We start from the raw sequence: 13,862 nt of genomic DNA on the forward strand, positions 1-13,862 counted from the left end.
CCATCCTCGCGATCGCAGACGGCGACCGCGTGATCCGGTTCCACGCTACCCGAGCGAGCGCCCCGGAGGGAGGGCTGGCGGCGGCGAGGCGATCGCGCTATGCCGACTGGTACGGCGCGACGACGACCTCGACGCGCTGGAACTCCTTGAGGTCGGAGTAGCCCGTGGTCGCCATCGACCGCCGGAGGGCGCCGACGAGGTTGGCGCTCCCGTCTGCGGCGGGCGCCGGACCGTAGAGGACCTCCTCGAGCGCGGCGACCTGGCCGACCTGGACGCGACGGCCCCGCGGCAGCTTGGAGTGATGCGCCTCGGCTCCCCAGTGGTAGCCGCCGCCGGGAGCGTCGGTCGCGCGGGCGAGCGCCGCGCCGAGCATGACGGCGTCGGCGCCGCAGGCGATCGCCTTGACGATGTCGCCGGACGTGCCGAGGCCGCCGTCGGCGATGACGTGCACGTAGCGCCCGCCGGACTCGTCGAGGTAGTCGCGGCGAGCGCCAGCGACGTCGGCGACCGCGGTGGCCATGGGCGCGTGGATGCCGAGCGTGGCCCGCGTCGTCGACGCCGCCCCGCCCCCGAAGCCGACGAGCACGCCGGCGGCTCCGGTGCGCATGAGGTGCAGCGCCGCCGTGTAGGTGGATGCGCCGCCCACGATGACGGGCACGTCGAGTTCGTAGATGAACCGCTTGAGGTTCAACGGCTCCTGGTTCTTCGACACGTGCTCGGCCGAGACGGTGGTGCCGCGGATCACGAAGAGGTCGACTCCCGCGGCGACGACGGTGCCGTAGAGCTCCTGGGTGCGCTGCGGCGAGAGGGCGCCGGCGACCGTCACGCCCGACGCGCGGATCTCGGCCAGGCGCTCGGTGACGAGTTCGGGCTTGATGGGCTCGGAGTAGAGCTGCTGCATGCGGGCGGTCGCCTGCTCCGGCGCGAGGTTGCGGATCTCGGCGAGCACCGGCTCGGGGTCCTCGTACCGGGTCCAGAGGCCCTCGAGGTCGAGCACGCCGAGGCCGCCGAGCTGCCCCATCATGATCGCCGTCTTCGGCGACACCACGGAATCCATGGGCGCGGCGAGGAACGGGATGTCGAACTGGTACGCATCGATGGACCAGCCGACCGAGACGTCTTCGGGGTCCCGCGTGCGGCGGCTGGGCACGATGGCGATGTCGTCGAACGCGTACACGCGACGGCCCCGCTTGGAGCGGCCGATCTCGATCTCCTGGGTCACCATGACAGCCTATCGAACGCCTCCTCCCGCGCCGGACGGCGGGCAGCGCGCCGGCTCAGCGCACGCGCTCGACCCGGGCCTCGTCCCAGACCGGGGCATCCGCCTCGACGACCCGGCCGTCGCTGCGGAACACCACGAACCGGTCGAAGCTGCGTGCGAACCAGCGATCGTGCGTGACGGCGAGCACCGTGCCGTCGAAGCGCGACAGCGCCTCCTCGAGCGCCTCGGCCGAGACGAGGTCGAGGTTGTCCGTCGGCTCGTCCAGCAGCAGCAGGGTGGCCCCGCTGAGCTCCAGCAGCAGGATCTGCAGGCGCGCCTGCTGGCCGCCCGAGAGCTCGTCGAACCGCTGCAGCGCGGCGCCCGCGAGCCCGTAGCGGTCGAGCGCGGAACTCGCGGCCTCGCGCGCCATCCCATCGCGGTTCGCATCGCCTCGATGCAGGATGTCGAGCAGCGTGCGACCCCGGAACTCGGCATGTTCGTGGTTCTGCGCGAACCATCCGGGAACCACCCGGGCGCCGAGCACGGCGCGCCCCTCGTGCGGGACCCGGGCGAGCGCCTCACCGACGGTGGTGACATGCCCGAGCATGCGATCGGGCTCGGTGCCGCCGCCCGCGAGCAGGCGCAGGAAGTGCGACTTGCCCGAGCCGTTCGACCCGAGCACCGCGACCCGGTCGCCGTACCAGACCTCGAGGTCGAACGGCTTCATCAGCCCGCTGAGCTCGAGCTGCTCGCAGACGACCGAGCGCTTGCCCGTGCGCGACCCGCGGAGGCGCATCGAGACCGCCTGGGCCGGCGGGCGCTCCTCGGGCGGCCCGGCGTCCTCGAACCGCTTGAGGCGCGTGAGCGCCGCCTGGTACCGCGAGGACATGCCGTCGTTGTAGGTCGCCTTCACCTTCAACGTGGCCACGAGGGTCTTGAGGGCGACATGCTGTTCGTCCCACCGCCGGCGCAGTTCGTCGAGGCGAGCGAAGCGCTCCTCACGCGCCGCGTGGTAGCCCTCGAATCCGCCGCCGTGCACCCACGCGGTGCTGCCCGCCGGGCTCGCCTCCAGCGTCACGATGCGGTCGGCGGCGCGCGCGAGCAACTCCCGGTCGTGCGAGACGAGCAGCACGGTCTTCGGCGTCGCGCGGAGCGCGCCCTCGAGCCAGCGCTTGCCCGGTACGTCGAGCGAGTTGTCGGGCTCGTCGAGCAGCAGCACCTGCTCCGGCCCGCGCAGCAGGGCCTCGAGGGCGAGCCGCTTCTGCTCCCCGCCCGAGAGCGTCGCGAGCGCACGCCACCTCGCCCGCTCAAACGGGACGCCGAGCGCCGCGATGGTGCAGTGGTCCCACACGACCTCCTGCTCGTAGCCCCCGGCCTCGGCGTACTCGGCGAGCGCGGTCGCGTACCGCATCTGGTTGGCCGTGTCATCCGCTCCGATGAGGGCGTCCTCGGATGCCTCGAGCTCGATCGCCGCGGCTCGGACGCGCTCGGGGGCGACCGACACGAGCAGGCCCGCGACCGTCTCCGACGCACCGGCTGCCGCCTGGCCGTGGCCGATGAACTGGTCCATGACGCCGAGGCCCCCGTCGACCTGCACGCTGCCCTCGTCGGCCCGGAGCTCGCCCCGGATGATGCGCAGCAGCGTCGACTTGCCGGCCCCGTTCGCGCCGATGAGCGCGGTCGTGCGCCCGTCGACGACCCGGAACGCGAGGTCGGCGAGCAGCGGCCGGCCGTCGGGCAGCGAGAAGGAGACGCCGTTGACGTCGATGAACCCCATGAGTCATCCGTTCCGATTCGCGACGATCCGTCGCGGCGCCAGAGGCAGCCGATCAGCCTATCGGTCCGCAGCGGATGCCGCGAGCCGACGCCGTGCGGCCTCGAGCCCGGCCCTGCCCGGCGGCGAGCCGATGCGGCATGCTGGACGCATGCATCGCACCGAAGCCGACCCGATCGACCTCCTCCGTGCGCGCACGAGCGTGAAGTGGCGCAACTACCCCGAGGACGTGCTGCCGCTGCCCGTCGCGGAGATGGACTACCCCCTCGCCGAGCCGATCGCCCAGGCACTCCACCGGGCGATCGACCGATCCGACACCGGCTACGCCTCACTCGCGCCGGCGGTCGCCGAGGCGTTCCGCGGCTTCGCGTCCACCCGGCTCGGGTGGGAGCCCGACCCCGAGCGGGTCACATGCACCGCGGACGTCTCGATGGGCATCGTCGAGGTGCTGCGCCAGGCGATCTCCCCCGGCGACCGCGTGATCGTGACCTCCCCGATCTACCCGCCGTTCTTCGACCTGGTGACCGAGGCGGGCGGCGTGGTCGAGGAGATCCCGCTCGCCGGCGGCATCCGCGACGGCTGGTCCTTCGACCTGCCCGCCATCGAGGCCGCCTTCGCAGCCGGAACGCGCGCCTTGGTGCTCTGCAACCCGCACAACCCCACGGGGTGGGTGCCGGCGCGGGACGAGCTCGCTCGACTCGCCGACCTCGCGGCCGGATACGACGCCACGATCGTCAGCGACGAGGTGCACGGCCCGCTCGCGCAGCCCGCGACCCCGTACACGCCGTTCCTGACGGTGTCGGATGCCGCGCGCGAGCACGGCGTCGCGGTCACCGCGGCCACCAAGGCGTTCAACATCGCTGGGCTCAAGGCGGCCCTGATCGTCACGGACAGCGAGCGCGGAGACCGCCTGCGCGAGGCGATGCCGCTCGAGGTGTCGTGGCGGATGAGCCAGTTCGGCGCCATCGCCTCCATCGCGGCGTTCACGGAGGGCGGCCACTGGCTCGACGGCGTGCTCGGCAGCCTCGACGACAACCGGCGCCTGCTCGCCGACCTCCTCGAAGAGGAACTGCCGGACGTCGGCTACCGGGTCCCGGATGCCACCTACCTGGCGTGGCTCGACCTCCGCGCGCTCGGGTGGGGCGACGACCCGTCCGAGGCCGCCCTCGAGCGGGCGAGGGTCGCGCTCGTGAGCGGCCCGACCTTCGGCAGGGAGGTCGGGCGCGGACACGTCCGGCTCAACTTCGCCTGCTCGCCCGAGGTGCTCGGCGAGGCGATCACGCGGATCGCCGACGCCCGGTAGCTCAGCGCTTGTAGTTCGGCGCCTCGACGACGATCTGCACGTCGTGAGGGTGCGACTCCTTGAGCCCGGCCGCCGTGATGCGCACGAACTTGCCCTTGGCCTTGAGCTCGGCGATCGTGCGACCGCCGACGTAGAACATGGACTGGCGGAGGCCGCCGATGAGCTGGTGGGTCACCGCTGCGACCGACCCGCGGTAGGCGACCTGGCCCTCGATGCCCTCGGGGATCAACTTGTCGTCGCTCGGCACATCCGCCTGGAAGTAGCGGTCCTTGGAGTACGAGGTGTTCTTGCCCCGCGTCTGCATGGCGCCGAGCGAGCCCATGCCCCGGTACAGCTTGAACTGCTTCCCGCCCTGGAACACCACGTCGCCGGGCGACTCGTCGGTGCCGGCGAGGAGGGAACCGATCATGACGGTGTCGGCGCCGGCGACCAGCGCCTTCGCGATGTCGCCCGAGTACTGCAGGCCGCCGTCGGCGATGATCGGCACGCCGGCCTCGCGCGCGGCGAGGTACGACTCGTAGATCGCGGTGATCTGCGGCACGCCGACGCCGGCGACGATGCGGGTGGTGCAGATGGAGCCGGGGCCGACGCCGACCTTGACCGCGTCGACACCGGCGTCGATGAGCGCCTGTGCGCCTTCGCGGGTCGCCGCCTGGCCGCCGATCACGTCGATGTGCTCGAAGGTGGGGTCGGACTTGATGCGACGCACCATCTCGATGACGCCGGCGGAGTGGCCGTTGGCGGTGTCGACGACGATCACGTCGACCCCCGCATCGCGCAGGGCCTCCGCGCGCTCCCACGCGTCGCCGAAGAAGCCGATCGCGGCGCCCACGCGCAGGCGGCCCTCGGAGTCCTTCGTGGCGTTCGGGTACTGCTCGGACTTGTCGAAGTCCTTCACCGTGATCAGGCCGGTGAGGCGGCCGGCTTCGTCGACGAGCGGCAGCTTCTCCACCTTGTGCTTGGCGAAGATCGCCAGGGCCTCGTCGGGGTTCATGCCGACCCGGCCCGTGATGAGCGGCGCCTTCGTCATGACGTCGGCGACCTTGGTGCTCGACTTCTCGAACTCGGAGACGAACCGCATGTCGCGGTTCGAGATGATGCCGACGAGGATGCCGCCCTCGTCGACGACCGGCAGGCCGCTCACCCGATAGGTCGCGCACAGCGCATCGACCTCGGCAACGGTCGCGTCGGGCGTCGTCGTGACCGGGTTGGACACCATTCCCGACTCGCTCCGCTTGACGCGGTCGACCATCTCGGCCTGGTCGGCGATGGAGAGGTTGCGGTGCAGGATGCCGATGCCGCCCTGCCTGGCCATCGCGATCGCCATGCGCGCCTCGGTCACGGTGTCCATGGCGGCGGAGAGCAGCGGCGTCGCCACGGTGATGCGACGCGTCAGCCGGGAACTCGTGTCGGCCTCGCTGGGGATGACGTCGGTGGGGCCGGGCAGCAGCAGCACGTCGTCGTACGTGAGCCCGATGAATCCGAACGGGTCGTGCTGGTCCATCTGGGGGCGCCCCTCTACTCTCGCGTGGTCGGCATCGAAGTGCACCGCCGCCGGCGCGAAGGGCCCTGCACGGTGTCTACCGATTCTAAGCGAGTGAGGGCTGGGCGTATTCCCCGCGCGCATCCTGTGCGCGAGAGGGCGCCGTGGTGACGGGAATCGTCCGTTTCTCACGATTCGGCTGCGGTTCCCGAACGTGGGGCATGCGAAACACGGACGACACACTACGCTCATAACGTCTCCTTCACGGTCGACGGGACTCCTGTCGCCGTGGTGTCCCAACCTGGAGGTTTCGTGAGATCCCCATCCCCTGTCGTCGTGCACCCACCCGGTCGCATGATCCGGCTCCTCGGCGTCATCCTCGCCGTGACGGCCGCCATGCTCGGCGTCTTCGCACTCTCCGCTTCTCCGGCCATGGCGGCCGAGGGCGATCCGTATCGCATCAGCGGCAACGTCCAACTCGACGGTGAGCCGCTCGAGGGCGTCGAGTTGGTGATCGACGGCCCCGGCGGCAAGCAGACCGTCGAGACCGACGAGAACGGCCAGTGGCGGGTGAGCGTCCCCGAGAAGGACGAGTACACCGTCACCCTCGACGAGGACACGCTCCCCGAGGGCATCGCCGTGGTCGACCCCGAAGACGACAGTCCGAATGAGAAGGAGGTCACGGTCGGCGCCGGCGGGCGCGTGAGCGTGAACTTCTTCATCGGAGAGGGCGAGCGAAACGTCACCAGCATCTGGGACCAGTTCGTCCAGCGCACCGTGCAGGGCCTGAACTTCGGCCTGATGCTGGCGCTCGCGGCGATCGGCCTGTCGCTCGTGTTCGGCACGACCGGCATCTCGAACTTCGCGCACGGCGAGATGGTCACCTTCGGCGCCGTCGCAGCCTCGTTCCTCGTGAGCGCGGGCTCCATGGCGCTGCCGCTCTGGATCGGCCTTCCGCTCGCCGTAGTGCTCAGCGCCGGGCTCGGACTCGTGTTGGACATGGGGCTCTGGCGACCTCTGCGTCGCAAGCGCGTCGGCGTGGTGCAGCTCATGATCGTGAGCATCGGCCTCTCGCTCGCGATGCGCTACACGTACCAGTTCTTCATCGGCGGCGGCACCACGCAGCTGCCGTACGCTTCGGCGCCGAAGCTGTCGTTCGGCCCCGTGCAGCTGAGCTGGATCGACATCGCCTCGATCCTGATCTCGATCGTCGTGATCGTGGGCTTCGCGCTGTGGCTCACCCGGTCCCGCCTCGGCAAGGCCACGCGGGCCATCAGTGACAACCCCTCGCTGGCGTCGGCGTCCGGCATCGACGTCGACTACGTCGTCCGCGTGGTCTGGATCATCGCGGGCGGCCTCGCCGGCCTCGCCGGCGTGCTCTACGCGTACTACCGACCGGGCATCAAGTGGGACATGGGTGCACAGATCCTGCTGCTCATGTTCGCCGCCGTCACGCTCGGCGGTCTCGGAACCGCCTTCGGCGCCCTCATCGGCTCGCTCATCGTCGGCGTGATCGTGGAAGTCTCCGGACTCTGGATCCCCGACGACCTCAAGTACGCGGGTGCGCTCGTCATCCTCATCGTCATCCTGCTGTTCCGGCCACAGGGAATCCTGGGCCGACGAGAGAGAATCGGTTAGGCACGCATCATGGACTGGATTCAGATACTCTCCAATACCGCGTCGTCGATCCTCAGCCCGGCGACGATCGGATACGCCCTGGCCGCGCTCGGCCTCGCCGTGCACTTCGGCTACGCAGGCCTCCTCAACATGGGCATCGCCGGCTTCATGGCCATCGGCGCCTACGGATACGCGATCTCGGTGCTCTCGTTCGATCTCCCCTGGTGGCTCGCGGCGATCATCGGCCTCGCGGCATCCGCGGTCTTCGCCCTCATCCTCGGCGTGCCGACCCTGCGATTGCGAGGCGACTACCTGGCGATCGTGACGATCGCCGCAGCCGAGGTCGTCCGCCTGCTGTTCCTGACGACGGCATTCGACGACGTCACCGGCTCCGCCGACGGCCTGAGCGGTTACCACGGCAGCTTCCGCGAAGCCAACCTGCTGCCCGAGGGCACGTACGGCATCGGCCCGTGGACCTACAGTGCGAACGACTGGTGGGTGCGCATCCTCGGACTCGTGACACTCGCGATCGCCGTCTTCGTGGTGTGGACGCTTATGCGCAGCCCGTGGGGTCGCGTGCTCAAGGGCATCCGCGAGGATGAAGACGCCGTGCGCGCGCTCGGCAAGAACGCCTTCTCCTACAAGCTGCAGGCGCTCGTGCTCGGTGGTGTGCTGGCCGCGGCCGGCGGCATCGTGTACGCACTGCCCTCGGCGGTGAGCCCCGGCGTGTACGTGACCTCGCTCACGTTCTTCGTCTGGACGGCCCTCCTCCTCGGCGGCGCCGCGACGGTGTTCGGACCCCTGCTCGGTTCGCTCATCTTCTGGGTGCTGCAGACCTTCCTCAGCAATTTCCTGCCCGCACTCGTGCAGGCCGGTGTGCTGCCGTTCATGACGCAGATCCAGGCGGGCACCCTGCGCTTCATCCTCGTCGGTGTCGCGCTCATGCTGCTCGTGATCTTCATGCCGCAGGGAATCCTCGGCAACAAGAAGGAGCTGACCTTTGTCAAGTGAGATCCCGGCTCCCACCGAGCCCACAACGGATGCCGCGACCGACGCGGCGCTCGACCCGCACGGCATGCCGGCCGCTCCGGTCGAACGTGCCAAGACCACCGGACTGCACGTCGGCGAGGCCAAGCCGGGCGTCGCCAAGGTGGACCCGATCATCGTCGCCGACGGCGTGCGTCGCACGTTCGGCGGTCTCACGGCCGTCGACGTGGAGCACCTCGAGATCCCCCGTGGCGCCATCACCGCCCTCATCGGCCCGAACGGTGCCGGCAAGACGACGCTCTTCAACCTGCTCACCGGATTCGACAAGCCCAACGAGGGTTCCTGGACCTTCGACGGCAAGTCGCTGTCGGGCGTTCCCGCCTACAAGGTGGCTCGCCTGGGCCAGGTCCGCACCTTCCAGCTGACCAAGGCCCTCGGGCTGCTCACCGTGCTCGAGAACATGAAGCTCGGCGCGAAGGGCCAGCTCGGCGAACGATTCTGGACGAGCCTCATCCCCGCCGTGTGGCGGTCGCAGGACTCCAAGATCGAGGCTCGCGCGATGGGCCTCCTCGCCAAGTTCAAGCTCGACACGAAGGCGCCCGACTTCGCCGCCAGCCTGTCCGGCGGGCAGCGCAAGCTCCTCGAGATGGCACGCGCCCTCATGAGCGAGCCGAAGCTCGTGATGCTCGACGAGCCGATGGCGGGCGTGAACCCCGCGCTCACGCAGTCGCTGCTCGACCACATCCTCGACCTGAAGGACGAGGGCATGACCGTGCTCTTCGTCGAGCACGACATGCACATGGTCCGCCACATCGCCGACTGGGTGGTCGTGATGGCCGAGGGCAAGGTCGTCGCAGAGGGCGACCCCTACACGGTCATGAAGGATCCGGCCGTCATCGACGCCTACCTCGGCGCGCACCAGGAACTCGACCTCGGCGTCGTGACCGGCCGCGTCACGGCTGAGGAGGCGGACCCCACCACGGATGCCGCCGCGTCGACCACGGTCGATGCCGCGGATCTCGCGAACGCAGGCATGGCCGAGGCCGAGGCCGAGTTCGAGCCCGACACCGAGGAGAAGAAGAAGTGACCAACGCGACCACGACCGCCGCACCCGTCGTCGTCGTCGACGAGGTGCACGCCGGGTACCTTCCCGGTGTCAACATCCTGAATGGCTGCTCTCTCGTGGCCCAGCAGGGCGAGCTCATCGGCATCATCGGGCCGAACGGCGCCGGCAAGTCGACGCTGCTGAAGGCCATCTTCGGTCAGGTCAACGTGCGCGGCGGCACGATCAAGCTCGAGGGCGCCGACATCACCGGCCTGAAGGCGAACAAGCTCGTCTCGCGCGGGGTGGGGTTCATCCCCCAGACGAACAACGTGTTCCCGAGCCTGACCATCGAAGAGAACCTGCAGATGGGGCTCTACCAGAACCCCGGCATCTACAAGGAGCGGCTCGAGTTCGTCACGGGCATCTTCGCGGAGCTGGGCAAGCGCCTGAAGCAGCGTGCGGGGTCCCTCTCGGGCGGTGAGCGGCAGATGGTCGCCATGAGCCGCGCACTCATGATGGACCCGAAGGTGCTGCTCCTCGACGAGCCGTCGGCCGGGCTCTCCCCCGTCCGGCAGGACGAGGCCTTCATCCGGGTCTCCGAGATCAACAAGGCCGGCGTGACGTGCATCATGGTGGAGCAGAATGCCAGGCGCTGCCTGCAGATCTGCGACCGCGGATACGTCCTCGACCAGGGTCGTGACGCCTACACGGGCACCGGCCGCGAGCTCCTCAACGACCCCAAGGTCACCGAGCTCTACCTCGGGACGCTCGGCACCTGAGCCGACCGGCTCGACACACGACGGAGGGGCGGATGCTGCGGCATCCGCCCCTCTTGTCGTGCGCCCCCTGCACGAACGACCTGTGGGAACCCGCGTTCGTCGCCCGACGGAACGTCGCCGGATCGAGCGCGTTGACAGCATGGGTCGTGGTCGGCATGGGGTGCTCGCCGGCACGAACTCGAACGTGCACGGTCATCTCGGGGTGCGCCAGGACGCCACGGCGCCACAGCGCCACGCGAGCCGATCACGCCGGCGACACCCCGACAGAGCTCCGCGATCGGTCACGATCGTTTGACATCATCCCTCCATGAGCGCGGATCGTGACCTATCGCGGTTCGCAGACGGCGCGGCGCGATCTGCGAGCGGACGCGATCGCTTGGCATCACCCGGAGGGGCGCCTGCGGGGTGCTGCGGGGTGCTGCGGCGCTCGCGGTGACCGCACTGCGGTCGTAGTAGAGCCTCACGCGCGCCGCCGCGGGCGCTCCAAGGGTCATGGCGCCCAGCGGCGTGTGCAGGCCCGGCGGTGATGGGCACACGAAAGGGCCCCGGTCCGAAGACCGGGGCCCCAACGGTTCGGGTCAGGCTGGGTTCAGATCAGCCCTCGTACGCGACGTAGTTGTTGTCCTCGCCGAACTCGTAGATGCCGATCGACGCCTCGGTCGGGTCGCCGACCTCGTCGAACGTGATCGGGCCCGAGATGCCGTCGTAGTCGGCGGTGCCGCCGCCCACGATGATGTCGGCGCACTCCGCGTAGCTGGAGCACTTCTCGCCGTCGCCGGAACCGCCGGAGACCTCGATCAGCTTCTCGGCGATGGCGGCCGGGTCGGTCGAGTTCGCCGCCAGCGAGGCGAGGGAGAGCAGCACGGTCGCGTCGAACGACTCAGCGGCGTAGCTGTAGTCCTCGAGCGCGGGCGTGCCCTCGGCCTCGAGGAACGAGTCGAGTTCACCCGTGAAGTCGGCGATCGAGTCGATCGTCAGACCGGGCAGGGTGCCCTTGGCGCCCGTGAGGGAACCGGTCGGGAACGCGTCGGCGAAGTTCTTCAGGTTGCCGTCGACGAAGTACAGCTTGTCGGACGGGAACTGGCCGAAGAGGCTCGGGAGCATGGTCGACACCTCGTCGAACGTGATCAGTGCGATCGCGTCGGGGTCGGCGGCGAGCACCTCGCTGATCTGCGCGTCGAACGTCGTGTCACCCGTGTTGTAGGTGGGCGCCGCGACGACCTCGCCGCCGGCCGCCTCGAAGGCGTCCGTGACGTACTTCGCCAGGCCGGTGCCGTACGAGTCGTTCAGCACGATGAGGCCGAGCGTCTGGTTGCCGTCTTCGGCGATCAGGTTGCCGAGGACCTCGCCCTGGAGCACGTCGGACGGCGCGGTACGGAAGTACAGACCGTTGTCGTCGTACGTGGTGAACGCGTCGGACGTGTTGGCCGGCGAGAACTGGATGACGCCCGCACCGACGACCTGGTCGATGAACTGCAGCGACGTGCCGGAGGACGCGGCGCCGAGGATGGCGGAGACGTCTTCGCCGAGCAGACGCGGGATCTCGGTCTCGTAGGCCTTGTTGTCGGTGTCGCCGGAGTCGCCGTAGACGACGTCGAGCGTGAGGCCCGTCGAGTCGGTGACCTCGTTGATCTGCGACGTCGCGTACGCGACACCGGCCTCTTCGGGCGGGCCGAGGAAGGCGAGGTTACCGGTCTGCGGCAGGGCCGTTCCGATGGTGAGGGCCAGCTCATCGCGGGGGCCCGCGGTCTCGCCGGACCCGGAATCGGCATCTCCGCTCGCGCAAGCGGAGAGGAGGAGGGCGCTCGCAGCGGTGACCGCCACGCCCGTCCAGACCTTGCCGCGCGAACGAGCCGGTCGGGACTTGCCGAATACGCTCATGTTGCTCCTTGGGACTGAAGGAAAGTGATACAAATCGGCGAGCTGAGGCACGCCGTCCTGTCACAGTATTCGGCGGTTGCCTGTTCGCAAAGGAATCCCGGTCACAACCCGATAACACTGTATGAAGCGTTACCTTCCCGTCACATTACGACCGTCGAAGGGCGCTTTCACGCACGATTCCGCCATGAGGGGTCATCGGCGCCCACCCCGGTTCGGGGGGTCGCGCCCGCTCCCGAGCACCGCCTGCGCGGGGCATCCGCCGCGCCGGCTCGACCCATCAGGTGAGCTGCACGACCTGCCTGCGGGCCGAACGCGCGCCGCGCACCAGGTCGAACGTGAGCACGAACAGCGCCAGCCAGACGAGGCTGAATCCGATCCAGCGCTCCGGCGGCATCGGCTCCTTGAGCACGACCACCCCCACGAGGAACTGGATGAACGGGGCGAAGTACTGGATGAAGCCCATGTAGATGAGCGGCAAGCGCCGGGATGCCGCCGCGAACAGGAGCAGCGGCACCGCGGTGACCGCGCCGGCCAGGAGCAGCAGGATGGTGTGCCAGGTGCTCACAGTGCCGAGCGTGAGACCCGCCGTCGTTCCCACGAAGACCAGCTGCACGATCGCGAGCGGGGTCAACCAGGCGGTCTCGAGCGTCAGGCCGGAGAGCGCGTCGACCTTGGGACCCACGCGCTTCTTGATGAGGCCGTACACGCCGAAGGAGAAGGCCAGCACGAGGGCGATCCAGGGCAGTTGGCCGTAGCCGACCGCGAGGACGACGACCGCGATGATCGAGATGCCGACGGCGACCCATTGCGTCGGGTTCAGCCGTTCGCGCTGGACCAGGACCCCGAGGAAGACGGTGACGATCGGATTGATGAAGTACCCGAGTGCGGCCTCGACGACCTGGCCCGAGACGGCCGCGTAGACGTACGTCTGCCAGTTCACGTAGATGAGGACGCCGGCGAGCCCCATCGTGAAGAGGATGCGCCGGTCACGGACCAGCACGACGAACGGCCGCCATGCCCCCGTCACCGTGATGAGGAGCGCGCAGAAGACCAGCGAGAGCGTCACCCGCCATCCGACGATCTCGAATGGGCCGCTCGGGGCAAGCGCCAGGAAGTACAGGGGCAGGAAGCCCCAGAGCAGGTACGACCCGATCGCGAAGGCGAGGCCGGAGCGGCTGAGTTCGACCCGGTCGGGCACGGTGGTTCGCTGGGTGTCTGGGCCGGATGTCACCAGCCAACACTACGCCCGGCCATCGGGGGCGGATGCCGCGACGCCTGCCGTTCCTCGTCGACATCCGGCCGCCGAGGGCGCATGACGGCGTGCGTCCCGCAGGCGTGCGAACCGATCGCCCGCGGTGCGTGCCGACCGGGCCCGCAGACACGACGAGGCCCGGATGCCACTGGGGCATCCGGGCCTCGGAAGGTTCGTGTCGACTAGCGGACGACGACCGCGAGCACGTCGCGGGCCGACAGGACGAGGAAGTCCTCGCCGCCGAACTTGACCTCGGTTCCGCCGTACTTGGAGTAGATCACCTTGTCGCCGACGGCGACGTCGAGCGGAACGCGGTTGCCGTTGTCGTCGATGCGACCGGGACCCACGGCGACGACCTCGCCCTCCTGGGGCTTCTCCTTCGCCGTGTCGGGGATGACCAGACCCGATGCGGTGGTCTGCTCGGCCTCGACCTGCTTGATGACGATGCGATCCTCGAGCGGCTTGATGGAAACCGACACGGTTGACCTCTTTCTCAATGAAGACTGGTTAGCACCCTCGGAGCGAGAGTGCTAAATCGAG

General features: G+C 69.3%; 11 protein-coding genes. 5 read left to right on the top strand and 6 right to left on the bottom strand.

Going from position 1 to position 13,862, the window contains the following annotated elements; genetic code table 11:
- Positions 1 to 97: 97 nt before the first annotated feature.
- Together GQQ95_RS16715 and GQQ95_RS16720 are read right to left on the bottom strand one after the other, a co-directional pair.
- Positions 98 to 1,225 carry a GuaB3 family IMP dehydrogenase-related protein gene (locus GQQ95_RS16715; RefSeq protein ID WP_157428758.1) on the bottom strand — a complete coding sequence of 376 codons (1,128 nt, stop codon included), beginning with the start codon at positions 1,223 to 1,225 and terminating at the stop codon, positions 98 to 100.
- A gap of 52 nt (positions 1,226 to 1,277) precedes the next feature.
- Positions 1,278 to 2,978 (bottom strand): ABC-F family ATP-binding cassette domain-containing protein, encoded by a 1,701-nt coding sequence (locus GQQ95_RS16720; protein WP_157428759.1) that lies wholly within the window; start codon positions 2,976 to 2,978, stop codon positions 1,278 to 1,280.
- Between the two features lie 148 nt (positions 2,979 to 3,126).
- Here GQQ95_RS16720 and GQQ95_RS16725 point away from each other — a divergent pair, with 148 nt between their 5' ends.
- Entirely contained in the window at positions 3,127 to 4,278 is a 1,152-nt protein-coding gene (locus tag GQQ95_RS16725) for a MalY/PatB family protein (protein ID WP_212275534.1), read from the top strand.
- A gap of 1 nt (position 4,279) precedes the next feature.
- Here the strand turns inward: GQQ95_RS16725 and guaB are convergent, their stop codons facing one another.
- Positions 4,280 to 5,782 (bottom strand): IMP dehydrogenase, encoded by a 1,503-nt coding sequence (guaB, locus tag GQQ95_RS16730; protein WP_157428761.1) that lies wholly within the window; start codon positions 5,780 to 5,782, stop codon positions 4,280 to 4,282.
- A gap of 333 nt (positions 5,783 to 6,115) precedes the next feature.
- On the opposite strand from guaB, the gene GQQ95_RS16735 reads away from it, so the two are divergent.
- The 4 genes from GQQ95_RS16735 (at position 6,116) to GQQ95_RS16750 (ending at position 10,189) form a co-directional block, all read left to right on the top strand.
- Complete coding sequence (locus tag GQQ95_RS16735) at positions 6,116 to 7,399, top strand: branched-chain amino acid ABC transporter permease (RefSeq protein WP_157428816.1); 1,284 nt, start codon at positions 6,116 to 6,118, stop codon at positions 7,397 to 7,399.
- A gap of 9 nt (positions 7,400 to 7,408) precedes the next feature.
- Entirely contained in the window at positions 7,409 to 8,389 is a 981-nt protein-coding gene (locus GQQ95_RS16740) for a branched-chain amino acid ABC transporter permease (RefSeq protein ID WP_157428762.1), read from the top strand.
- A gap of 64 nt (positions 8,390 to 8,453) precedes the next feature.
- Positions 8,454 to 9,452, top strand: coding sequence for an ABC transporter ATP-binding protein (locus GQQ95_RS16745; protein ID WP_157428817.1), 999 nt, complete (start codon positions 8,454 to 8,456; stop codon positions 9,450 to 9,452).
- Positions 9,449 to 10,189 carry an ABC transporter ATP-binding protein gene (locus tag GQQ95_RS16750; RefSeq protein WP_157428763.1) on the top strand — a complete coding sequence of 247 codons (741 nt, stop codon included), beginning with the start codon at positions 9,449 to 9,451 and terminating at the stop codon, positions 10,187 to 10,189. The genes GQQ95_RS16745 and GQQ95_RS16750 overlap by 4 nt, the downstream gene beginning before the upstream one ends.
- 594 nt (positions 10,190 to 10,783) lie before the next feature.
- Here the strand turns inward: GQQ95_RS16750 and GQQ95_RS16755 are convergent.
- From GQQ95_RS16755 to groES, 3 genes are all read right to left on the bottom strand, one after another.
- Complete coding sequence (locus tag GQQ95_RS16755; RefSeq protein ID WP_157428764.1) at positions 10,784 to 12,070, bottom strand: ABC transporter substrate-binding protein; 1,287 nt, start codon at positions 12,068 to 12,070, stop codon at positions 10,784 to 10,786.
- Positions 12,071 to 12,347: 277 nt separating this feature from the next.
- Complete coding sequence (gene rarD, locus GQQ95_RS16760) at positions 12,348 to 13,301, bottom strand: EamA family transporter RarD (RefSeq protein WP_425482588.1); 954 nt, start codon at positions 13,299 to 13,301, stop codon at positions 12,348 to 12,350.
- Positions 13,302 to 13,504: 203 nt separating this feature from the next.
- Positions 13,505 to 13,801: a co-chaperone GroES gene (groES, locus tag GQQ95_RS16765; RefSeq protein WP_022889766.1), complete on the bottom strand. Its 297-nt coding sequence runs from the start codon at positions 13,799 to 13,801 to the stop codon at positions 13,505 to 13,507.
- Between the last annotated feature and the right edge of the window lie 61 nt (positions 13,802 to 13,862).

It is taken from the genome of Agromyces salentinus (genome assembly GCF_009749395.1).
Classification (GTDB): domain Bacteria; phylum Actinomycetota; class Actinomycetes; order Actinomycetales; family Microbacteriaceae; genus Agromyces; species Agromyces salentinus.